This window comes from Pseudomonas sp. NEEL19, from assembly GCF_028751975.1.
GTDB lineage: Bacteria > Pseudomonadota > Gammaproteobacteria > Pseudomonadales > Pseudomonadaceae > Aquipseudomonas > Aquipseudomonas juntendi.
On sequence record NZ_CP081491.1, the window covers coordinates 2216640 to 2231718 of the forward strand.

Consider the following 15079-nt stretch of genomic DNA (forward strand, 5'->3'; position numbering starts at 1 on the left):
TCAGTTTCCTCAAACCCGCTCGAAGACCACGGCGATGCCTTGGCCGCCACCGATGCACATGGTGGCCAGGGCGTAGCGCCCCTGAATGCGCTGCAATTCATGGATGGCCTTGGTGGCGATGATCGCGCCGGTGGCACCCACCGGGTGGCCCAGGGAAATGCCCGAACCGTTGGGGTTGACCTTTTCCGGGTCGAAGCCCAGTTCGCGGGCCACCGCGCAAGCCTGGGCGGCGAAGGCTTCGTTGGACTCGATCACATCCAGGTCCTGCACCTTCAGGCCGGTCTTCTCCAGCACCTTGCGGGTGGCGGGGATCGGCCCCAGGCCCATCAACTCGGGTTCCACCCCGGCATGTGCGTAGCCCACCAGCCGGGCCAGTGGCTTGAGGCCCAGGCGCCGCACCGCGTCACCGCTGGCCAGCACCAGGCCAGCGGCGCCGTCGTTGATGCCACTGGCGTTACCGGCAGTCACGGTGCCGTCTTTCTTGAACACCGGCTTCATGCCGGCCAGTTGCTCGGCGGTGACCTCACCGCGCACATGTTCATCGACACTGAACTGCACGCTGCCTTTGCGGGTTTTGAGTTCCAACGGCACGATCTGGCTGGTGAAGCGGCCCTCGGCAATGGCGCGAGCGGCCCGGCGCTGGCTGGTCAGGGCCAGCTCGTCCTGCATTTCGCGGGTAATGCCCTGGCTGGCCGAGACGTTCTCGGCGGTGATGCCCATGTGGAAGTGCTGGAAGGGGTCGTGCAGTACCCCGACGGTGTAGTCGATGCCTTGCAGGTCACCCATGCGCGCGCCCCAGCGTGCCTGTGGCAGCAGGTAAGGGCCGCGGCTCATGGACTCGGCGCCAGCGGCAATGGCCACATCGGTGTCGCCCAGCAGCAGCCCTTGGGCTGCCGAAACAATGGCCTGCAGGCCCGAGCCACACAGGCGGTTGACATTGAACGCCGGCGTTTCCTTGGGGATGCCGGCGTTCATGGCCGCAACCCGCGCCAGGTAGGCATCACGCGGTTCGGTAGGGATCACCGTGCCCATTACCATGTGGCCGATCTGTTCGGCGGCCAGCCCCGAGCGCTCGATGGCGGCGCGGGTGATGGCGCTGGCCAGGTCGGCCAGCGGCAGGTCCTTGAGGGAGCCGCCAAAGCCACCGATGGCTGAACGGACGGCACTGACGACGTAGATTTCTGCGCTGCTCATAGAGGCTCCGATTGCATAGGCATGGCGGGACTGGGCCAGGCTCTGCGAGAATGGCCGGCGAGGTCCCGAAGTGGGTCCGAGTCTAGGCAAAGGCTCTGTTGCAGCCTATGCCGGAACTGTTCAAACAACCTGGCACTTTTTGCCACTCAGCATAGACAGCGAACACCGCCATGCGCGATAGCGATTCGGTCGCCGTGTACTTCCTCAACGCCATGCTGCATGCCCTGCGCGATTGCCCCGCCGAGCGTGACGCGCATTTGCGTGCGGTGGGCATCGACCCGCACCTGCTCGACCAGCCGCAGGCGCGGGTGCCGGCCCGGGCCTTCGCCGAGCTGTGGCTGGCAATGATCCGGCGCCTGGACGATGAGTTCTTCCGCCTCGACAGCCATGGCATGCCGTTGGGCAGTTTCGCCCTGATCTGTCGGGGCCTGATCCTGGAACCCAACCTGGAAAAGGCTCTACGCCAGTGCCTGGCAGGCTTCGGCCTGTTCCTGCACGATGTGCGCGGCAGCCTGACCGTGCGCGGTAGTCGGGCGCTGATCAGCGTGCAGTCGAGCATCGCCGACCCGTTGACCCGGGTATACGCCGAGGAAACCTACCTGGTGCTGATGGTCGGCCTGCTGTGCTGGCTGGGCGGGCGCAGGGTGGCGATTGACCGGACCGAACTGGCAGTGGCACGCCCAGCCCAGGAGGATGACCTGCTGTTGTGGGGGCCGGACCTGCGCCTGGGCAGCGGGCGTACCGAGGTGGAGTTCGACAGTGCCTGCCTGCGCCGGCCGGTGGTCCAGGACGTGGCAGCGCTGAAAACCTTCCTGCGCAGCGCGCCGCAGGGGCTGGTCATTCGCTTTCGCAACCAGTACGGCCTGGTGGCCGAGGTGTACCGGCATTTACGGGCGCGTGGCTATGGGCAGTGGCCCACGTTGGCGTCGCTGGCACAGCAGCAGGGTATCAGTGCCAGCACCTTCCGCCGGCAGTTGGAGCGCGAGGGGCGCTCCTACCAGCAGATCAAGGACGAGGTACGCCGGGCGATGGCTTTCGAGCGCTTGCGCGAAGGCGTGCTGAGCATTGCCGAGATCGCCGAGCAGGCAGGCTTTCAGGAGCCCAGCGCGTTCCACCGGGCGTTCAAGAAATGGACCGGGCAGAGCCCCGGTAGCTACCGCGCGCGGTTGGCCGGGCGCTGATCTTGGCCAGTGCCGACCCTTGCGCGGGTGCCACCGCGCCAACACTCAGCCCGCCGGCACCATGGCGAAGCCCACCCCGAAGCGGTTCCAGGCATTGATGGTGGCGATGGCCAAGGTCAGGTTGACCACTTCGGCCGGCTCGAAGTGCTGCAGCAGGGCTTCGTATTCGCCCTGCGGCGCACCCCGTTCAGGCAGGCGGGTAAGGCTCTCGAGCCAGGCCAGTGCTGCCCGTTCACGCGGGGTGAAGTACGCGGTTTCCTGCCACACGCACAGTGTTTGCAGGCGTGCCTCGGTCTCACCGGCCTTGCGGGCATCGTTGGCATGCAGGTTGACGCAATAGGCGCAGCCGTTGATCTGCGAGGCGCGCAGGCGCACCAGTTCCAGCAGCGAGTTTTCCAGGCCGCACCTGGCCAGCGCCTGTTCCAGGCCGACCATGGCTTTGTAGGCTTCGGGCGCGTGCTTGGCCCATTCGATACGGTTGTGCATGGCTGTCTCCAATGCGGATGTGGGGGGTGATGGCGCTACTGTAGCGCCGTTGATTGGCCACCCCGATAGCCAATTGCAAGCTTGCGCAGGAGGCCAATGTCCATTCAGCTGGCCACTGACAGGCATCCAATCTCTTCATTTCTGCGCAGCCAGCCAAGCCGGGATAATGGTCGATCTTGCACGAAGAGAAACGAACGACCATGAGACCTGCGCTGAACCTGTTGCTGGTGATTTTGTTGGCCCTGAACCTGCGGCCGATCCTGACCAGTATCGGCCCCTTGCTCGAGCCCATGCGCGCCACTACCGGGCTGGGCTACCAGCAGGCCGCCCTGCTGACCGCTTTGCCGGTGCTCTGCATGGGCCTGGTGCCGTTGCTGCAGCCGTGGCTGCGACGCTGGCTCAGCGAGCACGGCGGTATGCTGGGCGGCCTGGCGGCGATTGCCATGGCTTGCCTGTGGCGCCTGCAGCTGGACAGTGCCTGGGCACTGATCGCCAGTGCGGTGGTCGCTGGCCTGGGCGTAGCGGTGGTACAGGGCATGATGCCGGGGCTGGTGAACCGCTGGTTCCCCCGCCGCCTGGCGGCGGCCATGGGCCTGTATTCGGCGGCGCTGATGAGTGGCGGTGGCCTGGCGGCAGTGCTGGGCCCGCACATAAGTGCGCACTTCGGCCACTGGCAGGCCGGCCTGGGCCTGTGGGCGGTGCCGGCCGTGCTGGCGTTGCTGGCCTGGGCCGTGCTGCGGCCCCGCCATGGCACAGCGAAGCTGGCAGGGGCATGCGGTGGGCACTGGTTCGGCACGCGCCGGGCCTGGTTGCTGGCCCTGTACTTCGGCTTGATCAATGGCGGTTACACCAGCATGGTTGCGTGGTTGCCGGCCTACCACACCGAGCACGGCGGCAGCGCCCAGGGTGGCGCCGACCTGGTGGGCCTGATGACCATTTTCCAGGTGGCCGGCGCGCTCGGCTTGCCGCTGTTGCTGCGGCGCTATGCTGACCGGCGCCCCGGTTTGTGGCTGGCGCTGGCAATCCAGCTGGTCGGCTTTCTCGGCCTGTTACTGGCCCCCACCGTGGCCCCGGGGCTGTGGGTGGCGCTGATCGGTTTCGGCCTGGGCGCTTGCTTCAGCCAGTGCCTTACGCTGACCCTGGAGCATTTGCAAACCCCAGCCGAGGCGGGCAGCCTGGCGGCATTTGTGCAGGGCATCGGCTTCATCATTACCGGGATCGTGCCCTACATCACCGGTTGGCTGCGGGATGTCAGTGGTGACTTCCAGGCGTCGTGGACACTGTTGACGGTCACCGTGCTGGCCATGCTGTGGGTCACCGCGTTTTTCAACCCGCGCGGTTACTCGGCCGCCATCGCCCGCCCGGCAACCGGCAAGGCGGCACCGGTCAGTTGAGGTGCTGCAGGGTGTCGCGCACACGATCCAGTGCGGGGTCGATATCCAGCAGTTCAATGACACCGAAACCCATCAGCAAGCCCTGCCGCGCAGGCGCTTCGCTGAAGAACGGCGCCAGTGGGTACAGGCCGACCTCGACCTTGCGCGCCAGGTTGGCCAGCAATTCCACGTCGACCCCTGGTCTGGCCAACGCGCTCAGATGAAAGCCGGCGCTGGCCGGAACCGCGCTGAACCAAGGGGCCAGGTCGCCCTGCAGGCGCGCCAGAATGCGTTCGCGGCGCGCGCTGTAGACCTCATGGCAACGGCGAATGTGCTTGTGCAGGTGGCCCTCGGAAAGGAAGCGCGCCAAGGCCCACTGCAGCAAGCTCGGGCTGTGCCAGTCACTGAGGTGCTTGGCCACGCAGGCAGCCTGCAGTACGGCAGGCGGCAGCACGGCGTAGCCCAGGCGCAGCTCAGGCAAAAGGGTCTTGGAAAACGTGCCCACGTAGGCCACCAGCCCCTGTCGGTCCAGGCGCTGCAAGGCATCCGCAGCGGGCCCCTGGTAGCGGAATTCACAGTCGTAGTCGTCTTCGATGATCAGCGCCCCCAGCTGCGCAGCCCGCGCCAGCAGCGCGTGCCGGCGCGCCTCGCTCATCGGCATGCCCAGCGGGAACTGGTGCGATGGCGTGACGTAGATCAGCCGGGTGCCGTCGGCGATGTGCTCGACGCACAGGCCTTGGTCGTCGACCGGTACCGACTGCAGCTGCGCGCCCAGGGCCAGGAACAGCTGCCGTGCCGGTGGGTAACCGGGGTCTTCCATGGCCACCTGGCAACCTGGCTCGACCAGCACGCGGGCGATCAGGTCCAGGGCCTGCTGGGCGCCGTTGCACACCAGCAGGTCGGCTGCGCTGCAGTGCACGCCACGGGTGTAGGCGATGTGGTGGGCGATGGCCTGGCGTAGTTCAGGCAAACCCTGGGCCGTAAAATGCCGTTCGGGGTGGCGCTGGCTGCGCCGCAGGGCGTAGTTCAGGCAACTGCGCCACTGGTCGAAGGGGAATTGGGCCTTGCTCGATACGCCGCCGATGAAATCGTAGCGTGAGGGGGCCTGCGCCTGGCGTTGGCTGAGCACCGTGGCGCGCGCTTGCCAGCGTTCGAGCGATGCACTGGCGGCCAGGGTGATGGCGGCAGGTTCGCTGCTGCGCAGCGGCTGGCGCGGCGTGACGAATGTGCCACGGCCCACCACACCGCTGAGCAGGTTGTCATAGGTCAGGCGTGAGTAGGCTTCGGCTACCGTCTTGCGCGACACACCCAGTTGTTCGGCCAACAGACGGGTGGGTGGCAGCTGGGTGCCAGCTGCCAGGTGGCCACTGTCGATGCCAGCGCGCAATTGCTGGTAAAGCTGATCGGTGAGGCCTTTGCGGCCATCCAGGCGAATGTGCAGTTCCATGGAACGGTCCGGAGCGGGGGTGCCCACAGGATAGCGGATTGGCTGCGCCGTGTGCGCCGGGCCGCGAGCCTTGCGCTACGGCTGTCAGAGCCGGGCGGTGCTGATGGTGATGTAGCCTTTGCCCGCCAGCGCAATGCGTATCTGGGTTTCGTCTGCGGCCGCCTTGCGGTTGCGCTTGATGCATACGCCGTCGATTGCCGCCGCGCGCATGTGCTCGGCAATGGCGCGCCCGTTCGGGTCGAAAAGCACCTCGCTGGCCAGCAGCTCGATGCGCTCGATCAGCAAACGGGTCTGTTCGTCTGTAGCGCAGAAGAACATCACACCCGACAGGTGAGGGTCGTCATCAGGGTTGCTGATGTCATGGGCGAGCATTTCGCGCAGGCTGCTGCGCAGTTCGGCAATGGAGCGTGCGTACGGGTGCATGCGGCGTTTCCCCTGGCTGGTCATGCTGCGCCGATCTTGTTTTCTCAACGCTGAGGCGGCAAGTAAGACGCGTCCGAACATTTTGTAGGGGAATTCTGAGTCTGCCCGAGTGGCAACCCGCTGTGCAGCCTTCACAAGGCTGCTGCGCCCGCCTTGGCCACTTGTGCGTCCTGGTCGGGCTTGACCCCCGACACGCCAATGGCACCCACCACCTGGCCCTGCACCTGCAGCGGTACACCGCCCTCCAGGCAGGTCAGCAGCGGTGCGGTGACGAACGCGGTGCGCCCGCGATTGACCATGTCTTCGTAGTCCCGGGTTTCCTTGCGCCCCAGCGCCGAGGTGCGGGCCTTTTCCATGGCAATGTAGGCACTGGCTGGCGCACAGCCATCCAGACGCTGCAGGGCCAGAGGGTGCCCGCCGTCGTCGACCACCACGATGGTCACAGGCCACTGTTCGGCCAAGGCATGCTGGCGCGCAGCCTCAAGTACACGGGTAACCTCGGCCAGGCCGATCACGGGTTTGCTATGCATGGGCGTTCTCCGGCCGCAAGGCGGCTTCGACGATTTCCACCCAGTGCCTGACGGGGGTGCGCCCTGCACCGGCGAGGTGGGTCTGGCAGCCGATGTTGGCCGTGGCGATGATGTGCGGCTTGCCGCTTTCCAGCGCGTTCAGGCGGTTGTCGCGCAGTTGCAGGGCCAGGTCCGGCTGGGTCAGCGAATAGGTGCCCGCCGACCCGCAACACAGGTGGCCATCGGGCACCGCGGTCAGGGTGAAGCCCAGGCGGGTCAGCAAAGCCTCCACCGCCCCGCCCAGTTTCAGGGCATGTTGCAGGGTGCATGGGCAGTGAAAGGCCAGGCGCTGTTCAGCGCACAGGCCCAACTGCTCGACGGGCTCTGCAGCCAGCACCTCCACCAGGTCGCGGGCCAGCGCGCTGACGCGCGCCGCCTTGGCTGCGTACTGGCGGTCTTGTGCCAGCAGGTGGCCGTAGTCGCGCACGAACGCGCCGCAGCCACTGGCCGTTTGCACGATGGCTTCGGCACCCGCCTCGATGGCGGGCCACCAGGCGTCGATGTTGCGCCTTGCACGCTGCAGGCCCTGCGCCTGGGCGTTGAGGTGGTAGTCCACAGCGCCACAGCAGCCTGCCTGGCGGATCGGCTGCACACTGATCCCTAGCCGGTCGAGCAGGCGCGTGGCAGCGGCGTTGGTATTGGGCGAGAACGCCGCCTGCACGCAGCCTTCGAGCATCAGTAACCGGCGTGCATGGCGCGGCGCCGGGCGCTCGCCGGGCGGTGTCACCGATGCCGGCAGCTTGCCCTTGAGCGTGGCCGGTAGCAGCGCTCGCAGGGCCTGGCCGCTGCGGGTCAGCGCCTTGAACAGTGCCGGGCGTGGTACCACTGCGCGCAGGCCCTGGCGCAGCAGGCGCTGGCCGAGTGGTCGCGGCACCTGCTGCTCGGCCACGGCGCGGCCAATGTCCAGCAGGTCGTGGTAGCGCACCCCGGACGGGCAGGTGGACTCGCAGTTACGGCAGCTCAGGCAACGGTCCAGGTGCAGTTGGGTGCTGGCGCTGACCGGCTCGCCTTCGAGCATCTGCTTGATCAGGTAGATACGGCCGCGCGGGCCATCCAGTTCGTCACCCAGCAACTGGTAGGTGGGGCAGGTGGCGGTGCAGAAACCACAGTGCACACAGGCGCGCAGGATGCTTTCGGCTTCGTCGGCGCGGGGCAGGCGGCGGGCGCTTTCGCTGAGGTTGGTTTGCATGGTCTGGCCTCACAGGTCCGGGTACAGTCGGCCGGGGTTGAATACCCCCTGGGGGTCGAGCTGTTGCTTGAGCGCCTGGTGGTAGCGCATCAGCGCAGCGGGCAGTGGCGGGCTGCTGGCCGCACCGGGGGTGTAGGCGGTCGCGTGGCCGCCCACCCTGGCAACGGCCTCGCGAATGTTGTGCGCCTCCGCGTCAGACTTGAGCCAGCGCTGGGCCCCGCCCCAGTCGATCAATTGCTCGCCGGGCAATGCCAGCTCGCCGCAGGCAATGGGTACCGATAGCCGCCACAGCGGGGCGGGGCCGTTGAAAAAGGCCATGCGCTGTTCGCGCAGGTCGTTCCAGAACCGGCTGTCCAGCGCCTCACCGCCCAGCCGCAGGCGCGCCGATTGCACCGAACCCTCGCCGCCTTCCAGGCGCAGGTACAGGGCATCGCCGTGGTGGCAGGCGGCACTGATCGGCAGCGGCTGCTGGCCCCATTCGGCCAGTTCGGCCAACGCCTCGTAGCGGCCCATCGGCAGCCGCAGGCTGAGGCACTGGCGCGGGCGTGGCAGCACCTTCAGCGAAACCTCGGTCAACAAGCCCAGGCAACCGAAGCTGCCCGCCATCAGGCGCGACACATCGTAGCCAGCGACATTCTTCATGACCTCGCCGCCAAAGCGCAGCAGCTTGCCGTGGCCGGTAACCACGCGTGTACCCAGTACGTAATCGCGCACCGACCCCGCCCAGGGCCGCCTGGGGCCGGACAACCCGGCCGCGACCATGCCGCCTAACGTCGCATCAGGCCCCAGGTGGGGCGGTTCGCACGGCAGCATCTGGCCGGCCTGGTGCAGCGCTGCCTCGATTTCGCGCAGCGGCGTGCCAGCGCGGGCGGTCAGCACCAGTTCGGTCGGGTCATAGCTGACGATGCCCCGGTGGCGGCGGGTGTCCAGCACTTCAGCCACCACCGGGTTGCCGAGCATGGCCTTGCTGCCGCTACCCTGAATGCGCAGTGCCGTCCCTTGGTTCAGCGCCTGGTTTACCTGTTCGAGCAGGGCCTGGCTGTCGTCGTGGTCCATGCTCATCAGAAACGCTCCAGCTCGGGAAAAGGCAGTTGCCCGTGGTGCACGTGCAACGCGCCGAATTCGGCGCAGCGGTGCAAGGTGGGGATGTTCTTGCCGGGGTTGAGCAGGCCTTGTGGGTCGAACGCAGCCTTCACCGCATGGAACAAGGTGATTTCGTCGCTGTTGAATTGTGCGCACATCTGGTTGATCTTTTCCCGGCCGACCCCGTGTTCACCCGTGATGCTGCCGCCCACGGCCACGCACAGTTCGAGAATCTTGCCGCCGATGGCCTCGGCGCGCTCCAGTTCACCCGGCAGGTTGGCATCGAACAGGATCAGCGGGTGCATGTTGCCGTCGCCGGCATGGAACACATTGGCCACGCGCAGGCCGTATTCGCTGGACAAGTCGCTGATGCCTTTCAGCACGCGCGGCAGCTCGCGGCGTGGGATGGTGCCGTCCATGCAGTAGTAGTCGGGTGAAATGCGCCCCACGGCCGGGAAGGCATTCTTGCGCCCGGCCCAGAAACGCACCCGCTCGGCCTCGTCGCAGGCCAGCCGCACGTCGCGGGCGCCGGCTTGCGCCAGCACGGCCGCGACCCGTTCGCAGTCAGCGTGCACATCGGCCTCGACACCGTCCAGCTCGCACAGCAGGATGGCCGCCGCCTCCACCGGGTAGCCCGCGTGGATGAAGTCCTCGGCGGCGCGGATCGCCAGGTTGTCCATCATCTCCAGGCCGCCGGGGATGATCCCGGCAGCAATGATCTGGGCCACGGCGCGGCCGGCATCCTCGACACTGTCGAAGCTCGCCAGCAGTACCCGTGCGACTTGCGGCTTGGGCAGCAGCTTGACGGTCACTTCGGTGACGATGCCGAGCATGCCTTCGGAGCCGGTGAACAACGCCAGCAGGTCGAAGCCAGGGCAGTCGAGGGCATCGCTGCCAAGGGTCAGGCGTTCACCCTCGACGGTGAGTATTTCGACCTTGAGCAGGTTGTGCACGGTCAGGCCGTACTTCAAACAGTGCACGCCGCCGGCGTTTTCAGCCACGTTGCCGCCGATGGAGCAGGCTATTTGCGAAGAGGGGTCAGGTGCGTAGTACAGGCCATGGGGGGCTGCAGCCTGGGAAATGGCCAGGTTGCGTACCCCGGGCTGCACCCGGGCGAAGCGACCCTGCGGGTTGACCTCCAGGATGCGGTTGAAGCGCGCCATGACCAGCAGAATGCCCTTGGCCAGTGGCAGGGCGCCACCGGACAGGCCGGTGCCGGCGCCACGCGCCACTACCGGTACGCCGCGTTGGTGGCACAGTTTGAGCAGCGTCTGCACCTGCTCCAGGCGTTCGGGCAGAACGACCAGCAACGGTACGGTGCGGTAGGCCGACAGGCCGTCGCACTCGTAGGGCTTGAGGTCTTCTTCGCGGTGCAAAACCTGCAGGTCTGGCAGGGCAGCCTGCAATGCCTGCAACAGCGCCTCGCGGTCAATGCTGGGCAGCGCACCATCGACGCGTTCGTTGTAGAGAATGGTCATTGGCTCACTCGGCAACGGTTTTTATTGTTGTTGGCAAAGCGGTCACGCTTGCAGCCTGCGCGCGGTGCTAGTCTGGGTCGAGTGGGTCCGCCACTGGTCCTACCAGTTTTTCGGCTGGGTACTGGCCGTTGGTGGCCTGGCTTGGCTAGATTGCAGGCGGGTGTGCAAGTGGTCCTACCAGCAGGAGGGTGCGCAATGGCGAATGAGGGCAGGGCGAAGGTGGCCGACCAGGTGGCCGAGCGGGTCGAGCGGCTGATTGTCGAAGGCGTGCTCAAGGTGGGCCAGGCATTGCCTTCGGAGCGGCGGCTTGTCGAGAAGCTGGGGTGTTCGCGCTCTGCACTGCGTGAGGGGCTGCGGGTGCTGCGCGGGCGGGGCATCATCGACACCGAGCACGGGCGCGGCTCCTTTGTCGCCGACCTCACCGGGCAGGCGGGCCACACGCCGTTGATGCATCTGTTCAGCTCACAGCCGCGCACATTGTTCGACTTGCTGGAAGTGCGCGCCTTGCTGGAGGCCGAATCTGCCCGGCTGGCAGCTTTGCGCGCCACCGACGTGGACCGCTTGCTGATCCGCCGCCGTTATGAGGACATGCTGGCGGCACACCAGGCCGCCGAGGCCATCGATGCCCGTGAGCATGCCCGCCGCGACCACGCGTTCCATCGGGCGATCAGCGAGGCCTCGCACAACCCGGTGCTGGTACACACCCTGCAATCGCTGAGCGATCTGACTTTGAGCACAGTGTTCGCGTCGGTCAACAACCTGTACTGCCGGCCGGCGCAGAAACGCCAGATCGATCGCCAGCATGCACGCTTGTATCACGCGGTGATGGAGCAGTTGCCGGAACAGGCCCAGCGCGCGGCGCGCGAGCACATCAACGGCATTCGCGACAGTTTGCGGGAGATCGAACAGGAGGACCAGCGCCTGGTCAGGGCGACCATGCGTATGGATGGTTGGGGGTGAGCCGAACCTGCACCGGCCCCTGCGTGGGTAGATTCACGCAGAGGCGGGTGCAAGTCTGATTCAACGATCAGCGATGCGGTCATCCCGCGACAGAATGGCCCTGGCCAGCTCTTCGTCGTCGGCCTGTAGCCCTGGGTGGTCCTTGCGGGCCTGTTCCAGTGCGGCTTCGACATAAGCGCCGCGAATCGCACCCCCACTGGCAACGAACGCCGAAAGCTCGTCGCGGGCAGGAATGATCCGTTTGTCATCTTTGAAGGTGGAATACAGCGAAGCGGAAACACCGGCCGAGGTGGCGACGTCGCCCGCATCGACGCGGGCCAGTGCGGCACCGGCAGGCAGCAGGAGCAGCAGCGCAGGGGCGATGAGTAGGTGGCGCATGTCGTGTTCTCCAGAAGGGTGAAGCCCAAGGAATAAACCACTCAGAGGTTAAGAAAGCATCAGTGTGAAAGTAGTTCCGTTGTTCGTTGGCAGAATGCATGCCCGCAGGTGGTACCGGGCATTGACCGCCTCGCGGTGCGCGTGGTCTGCTCTGCCATTCGCTCATCACAGCCACCGCAAGGTTCGCCCATGCCTGACTACAAGCTGCATTGCTTCGCCGAATCCGGCAACGCCTACAAGGCCGCGCTGATGCTGCAATTGACTGGCCAGAACTGGCAGCCGGTGTTCGTCGATTTCTTCAACGGCCAGACCCGCGAGCAAGCCTGGCGCGATGAGGTCAATGAACAGGGTGAGGTGCCGGTGCTGGAGCACGCTGGCAAGTCCTTGACCCAGTCTGCGCTGATTCTGGAGTACCTTGCGCAGCAGACCGGGCAATTCGGCCCCCGCGACGCGGACGAAAAGCGCGAAATCTGGCGCTGGATGCTGTTCGACAACCATAAGTTCACCAGCTATTACGCGGCGCTGCGTTTCCTGTTCTGCCTGAAGAACACGGGCGAAACCGACGTGACGCAGTTCTTGCGCGAGCGTGCCACCGCCGCGTACCGCATTGTCGATGCCCATCTGGCGAAGGCCCCGTTCATGGTGGGCGGGCGGTTGACCATCGCCGACCTGTCGCTGGCGGGGTATGTGTTCATGCCGGAGGACACCGGTATGGCGTTGGCCGAATTCACCCACATCGAGGCATGGAAGGCACGCATCCAAGCCATGCCAGGGTGGAAGCACCCCTACGAGCTGATGCCTCGTACCGGTGGGCAGCACTGAGGGCACGGGGCTGCTCTGGGCTTGAAGCACGGGCCCGCTCAGCCAGCAGGCCCGCGCAGCATCAGGTATGCGGCGTAGTGCGCGGTGGCACGGCACCCGCATACTCGGGCTTCAGGTGCCCCTGTTCGTCCAGCAGGTAGGCGTCCATCACTTCACGCACCACAGGCCCCGCCACCCGGCCACCGGCTTCGCCGTTCTCGATCATCACCGCCACCACCACGGCCGGGTGGTCAGCCGGGGCAAAGCCGACGAACAGGGCATTGTCGCGGTGCCGTTCCAGTGTCTTGTCACGGTTGTAGCGTTCACCCTGCTTGATCGCCACCACCTGTGCGGTGCCGCTTTTGCCGGCAATCCGGTACTGCGCGCCGGCCGCGGCCGCACGGGCGATACCCCGCGGGTCGTGCATGACCATCTGCATGCCCTGGCTGACCTGGTCCCAGGCGTGCTTGTCATGCAGCACGATGTCGGGCATCGGGTGGGGGTCGACCGGTGCATCGCCGCCTACGGTCATGGCCAGGTGCGGGCGGTGCCACACGCCCTTGCTGGCCAGCAGGCTGGTGGCCTGGGCCAGCTGCAATGGGGTGACCTGCATGTAGCCCTGGCCGATGCCAAGGATCAGTGTTTCGCCAGGGAACCAGGCCTGGCGCCGGGTGGCCCGTTTCCATTGGGCCGAAGGCATCAGGCCGGCGGCCTCTTCGAACATGTCCAGCGACACCTTCTGGCCCAGGCCGAACTCCGCCATGTAGTCGTGCAGGCGATCGATGCCCAGTTTGTGCGCCAGGTCGTAGAAGTAGGTGTCGTTGGAGCGCATGATGGCTGTGTACATGTCTACCCAGCCGTCACCGCTGCGGTTCCAGTTGCGGTATTTGTGGGCGTAGTTGGGCAGCTCGTAGTAGCCCGGGTCGAACACCCGGCTGCCGGGGGTGATCACGCCGCTGTCGAGGCCGGCGATGGCCACTTCCGGCTTCACCGTCGAGCCGGGCGCGTACAGGCCGCGCAGCACGCGGTTGAACAGTGGGCGGTCGATCGAATCGCGCAATTGTGCGTACTGCTTGAAGCTGATGCCCTTGACGAACAGGTTGGGGTCGAAGCTGGGGTTGCTGACCATGGCCAGCACGTCACCATTGGCCGGATCCAGCACCACCACCGAGCCACGGCGGTCGCCCAGGGCCTTTTCTGCAGCGACTTGCAGGCGGGCGTCCAGCGTCAGCACGATGTCCTGCCCGGGTGTCGGGGCCTTGTGGTTAAGCACGCGCATCACTCGGCCCTGGGCGTTGGTCTCGACTTCCTCATAGCCCACATGGCCATGCAGCTGGCTTTCGTAGAAGCGCTCGATGCCGGTCTTGCCAATCGACTGGGTGCCCCGGTATTCGGTGCTGTCGAGTATCTTGGCTTCTTTCTCGTTGATGCGCCCCACATAGCCAACCGAATGGGCGAAATGCGCGCCCAGCGGGTACTCGCGGATGAACTGTGGTTCGACCTCCAGGCCCGGCAGGCGGAACTGGTTGACCGCCACCAGGGCGATCTGCTCTTCGCTCAGCCCCACTATCAGGGTGACCGGCTCGAACGGCTTGCGGCCCCGGCGCAGGTCCTTGTCGAACTGCTTGCGGTCGTCCTCGTTCAGCCCCAGTACCTGGGTCAGGGTATCGAGCACCTTGGCCGAATTGCCGCCGGTCCGCTCGCGGGTGATGGTCAGGTCGAAGCTGGGCTTGTTGTCGGCCAGCACCACGCCGTTGCGGTCGTAGATAAGCCCGCGCTCCGGGGCGATGGGCAGCACATGCACGCGGTTGTTTTCCGACACGGCACTCTGCTGGTCGTGCTGCAGCACCTGCAGCACATAGAGCCGACCCACCAGCACGGCACACAGGCTGAAGACCAGGGCGGCGCAGGCCAGAAGCCGGCGGTTGACCAGGTGCTTTTCCTTTTCGTGGTCCTTGAGGGGGATAGGTTGCGGCATTCGGGGCTCTTTTATGCGGGTTACGCGCCAATGTGCAGGCGCGCGAACGGGCGGGGGATGCTACGCAACCCACCCGGCAGCCTCAAGCCGGGTGGTGGCTGGCGGTAGCCTGGCTTGCGCTGTGCGCCGCATGGTCAGGGCGCTGGGGCGCTATATGAAGATTTGTTCATGGCGCCGGGTGCGATGACAGGCCTATGCGGTAATGCCGTGATCGATATGGATCCATGTACTGAATCTGTTCGATAAACGAACGCGAATTAACGGTAATCATGAATATGTAAAGTATTGATAATTATGATTTAAATTTTTGATTTTTGGCTGATCAGAATGTCATCACCGGCCTGAGCCGTGCTTGGGTTAGCCCCATGGATTGTTTGTGGATCCATTATTTGTTTGATTAGCGCCTGACATCGGCTGGAGGCCTCCAGCCTGATGCGCCGACAACTACAAGAAGGGTTCAGTCATGAATGGCTTTTCCAGGGTATGGAACCGTCAGGGTTCCTTGCGCTTTGCCTGCGCGTGCGTTGCCGTTGTGCCAC

At 65.7% G+C, this 15079-nt stretch carries 14 protein-coding genes; 4 read left to right on the plus strand and 10 right to left on the minus strand.

Going from position 1 to position 15079, the window contains the following annotated elements; genetic code table 11:
- Positions 1-9: 9 nt before the first annotated feature.
- The gene (locus K4A76_RS09990) at positions 10-1194 is read right to left on the minus strand and encodes an acetyl-CoA C-acyltransferase family protein (protein WP_274412062.1); all 1185 of its coding nucleotides are present in this window, start codon (positions 1192-1194) and stop codon (positions 10-12) included.
- 170 nt (positions 1195-1364) lie between these two features.
- Between K4A76_RS09990 and K4A76_RS09995 the strand changes: the two genes are divergently transcribed.
- Complete coding sequence (locus K4A76_RS09995; RefSeq protein ID WP_274412063.1) at positions 1365-2375, plus strand: AraC family transcriptional regulator; 1011 nt, start codon at positions 1365-1367, stop codon at positions 2373-2375.
- 45 nt (positions 2376-2420) lie between these two features.
- Here the strand turns inward: K4A76_RS09995 and K4A76_RS10000 are convergent, their stop codons facing one another.
- The gene (locus tag K4A76_RS10000; protein WP_029887041.1) at positions 2421-2861 is read right to left on the minus strand and encodes a carboxymuconolactone decarboxylase family protein; all 441 of its coding nucleotides are present in this window, start codon (positions 2859-2861) and stop codon (positions 2421-2423) included.
- 200 nt (positions 2862-3061) lie between these two features.
- On the opposite strand from K4A76_RS10000, the gene K4A76_RS10005 reads away from it, so the two are divergent.
- Positions 3062-4255: a CynX/NimT family MFS transporter gene (locus K4A76_RS10005; RefSeq protein ID WP_274412064.1), complete on the plus strand. Its 1194-nt coding sequence runs from the start codon at positions 3062-3064 to the stop codon at positions 4253-4255.
- On the opposite strand, the gene pdxR is transcribed toward K4A76_RS10005, so the two are convergent.
- The 6 genes from pdxR to glcD all read right to left on the minus strand — a co-directional run bounded on the left by pdxR (position 4248) and on the right by glcD (position 10423).
- The gene (pdxR, locus tag K4A76_RS10010; RefSeq protein ID WP_274412065.1) at positions 4248-5681 is read right to left on the minus strand and encodes a MocR-like pyridoxine biosynthesis transcription factor PdxR; all 1434 of its coding nucleotides are present in this window, start codon (positions 5679-5681) and stop codon (positions 4248-4250) included. The two genes, K4A76_RS10005 and pdxR, sit on opposite strands and share 8 nt — an antisense overlap.
- An 84-nt stretch (positions 5682-5765) precedes the next feature.
- Positions 5766-6104: a hypothetical protein gene (locus K4A76_RS10015; protein WP_274412066.1), complete on the minus strand. Its 339-nt coding sequence runs from the start codon at positions 6102-6104 to the stop codon at positions 5766-5768.
- Positions 6105-6235: 131 nt separating this feature from the next.
- Positions 6236-6634, minus strand: a complete 399-nt coding sequence (locus K4A76_RS10020; protein WP_029887045.1) for a GlcG/HbpS family heme-binding protein — start codon at positions 6632-6634, stop codon at positions 6236-6238.
- Entirely contained in the window at positions 6627-7862 is a 1236-nt protein-coding gene (gene glcF / locus K4A76_RS10025) for a glycolate oxidase subunit GlcF (RefSeq protein WP_173888616.1), read from the minus strand. Before glcF ends, K4A76_RS10020 begins: the two co-directional genes overlap by 8 nt.
- Before the next feature lie 9 nt (positions 7863-7871).
- A complete protein-coding gene (gene glcE, locus K4A76_RS10030; RefSeq protein ID WP_274412067.1) occupies positions 7872-8924 on the minus strand; it encodes a glycolate oxidase subunit GlcE in 1053 nt (350 codons plus the stop codon).
- Positions 8924-10423 (minus strand): glycolate oxidase subunit GlcD, encoded by a 1500-nt coding sequence (gene glcD, locus K4A76_RS10035; protein WP_274412068.1) that lies wholly within the window; start codon positions 10421-10423, stop codon positions 8924-8926. Before glcD ends, glcE begins: the two co-directional genes overlap by 1 nt.
- Positions 10424-10618: 195 nt before the next feature.
- Here glcD and glcC point away from each other — a divergent pair, with 195 nt between their 5' ends.
- Complete coding sequence (gene glcC, locus K4A76_RS10040) at positions 10619-11383, plus strand: transcriptional regulator GlcC (RefSeq protein ID WP_054911744.1); 765 nt, start codon at positions 10619-10621, stop codon at positions 11381-11383.
- Between the two features lie 60 nt (positions 11384-11443).
- Here the strand turns inward: glcC and K4A76_RS10045 are convergent, their stop codons facing one another.
- Positions 11444-11761, minus strand: a complete 318-nt coding sequence (locus K4A76_RS10045) for a DUF2388 domain-containing protein (RefSeq protein WP_274412069.1) — start codon at positions 11759-11761, stop codon at positions 11444-11446.
- A 189-nt stretch (positions 11762-11950) separates the two neighbouring features.
- On the opposite strand from K4A76_RS10045, the gene K4A76_RS10050 reads away from it, so the two are divergent.
- A complete protein-coding gene (locus K4A76_RS10050; protein WP_009686498.1) occupies positions 11951-12583 on the plus strand; it encodes a glutathione S-transferase family protein in 633 nt (210 codons plus the stop codon).
- A 61-nt stretch (positions 12584-12644) separates the two neighbouring features.
- On the opposite strand, the gene mrdA is transcribed toward K4A76_RS10050, so the two are convergent.
- Positions 12645-14540, minus strand: coding sequence for a penicillin-binding protein 2 (gene mrdA, locus K4A76_RS10055; RefSeq protein ID WP_274412070.1), 1896 nt, complete (start codon positions 14538-14540; stop codon positions 12645-12647).
- Positions 14541-15079: the final 539 nt, after the last annotated feature.

What these genes read in the sequence shown, in the direction of transcription:
- K4A76_RS09990 (WP_274412062.1), bottom strand. Translation starts at nt 1,194, where the DNA reads ATGAGCAGCGCAGAAATCTACGTCGTCAGTGCCGTCCGTTCAGCCATC.
- K4A76_RS09995 (WP_274412063.1), top strand. Translation starts at nt 1,365, where the DNA reads ATGCGCGATAGCGATTCGGTCGCCGTGTACTTCCTCAACGCCATGCTG.
- K4A76_RS10000 (WP_029887041.1), bottom strand. Translation starts at nt 2,861, where the DNA reads ATGCACAACCGTATCGAATGGGCCAAGCACGCGCCCGAAGCCTACAAA.
- K4A76_RS10005 (WP_274412064.1), top strand. Translation starts at nt 3,062, where the DNA reads ATGAGACCTGCGCTGAACCTGTTGCTGGTGATTTTGTTGGCCCTGAAC.
- pdxR (WP_274412065.1), bottom strand. Translation starts at nt 5,681, where the DNA reads ATGGAACTGCACATTCGCCTGGATGGCCGCAAAGGCCTCACCGATCAG.
- K4A76_RS10015 (WP_274412066.1), bottom strand. Translation starts at nt 6,104, where the DNA reads ATGCACCCGTACGCACGCTCCATTGCCGAACTGCGCAGCAGCCTGCGC.
- K4A76_RS10020 (WP_029887045.1), bottom strand. Translation starts at nt 6,634, where the DNA reads ATGCATAGCAAACCCGTGATCGGCCTGGCCGAGGTTACCCGTGTACTT.
- glcF (WP_173888616.1), bottom strand. Translation starts at nt 7,862, where the DNA reads ATGCAAACCAACCTCAGCGAAAGCGCCCGCCGCCTGCCCCGCGCCGAC.
- glcE (WP_274412067.1), bottom strand. Translation starts at nt 8,924, where the DNA reads ATGAGCATGGACCACGACGACAGCCAGGCCCTGCTCGAACAGGTAAAC.
- glcD (WP_274412068.1), bottom strand. Translation starts at nt 10,423, where the DNA reads ATGACCATTCTCTACAACGAACGCGTCGATGGTGCGCTGCCCAGCATT.
- glcC (WP_054911744.1), top strand. Translation starts at nt 10,619, where the DNA reads ATGGCGAATGAGGGCAGGGCGAAGGTGGCCGACCAGGTGGCCGAGCGG.
- K4A76_RS10045 (WP_274412069.1), bottom strand. Translation starts at nt 11,761, where the DNA reads ATGCGCCACCTACTCATCGCCCCTGCGCTGCTGCTCCTGCTGCCTGCC.
- K4A76_RS10050 (WP_009686498.1), top strand. Translation starts at nt 11,951, where the DNA reads ATGCCTGACTACAAGCTGCATTGCTTCGCCGAATCCGGCAACGCCTAC.
- mrdA (WP_274412070.1), bottom strand. Translation starts at nt 14,540, where the DNA reads ATGCCGCAACCTATCCCCCTCAAGGACCACGAAAAGGAAAAGCACCTG.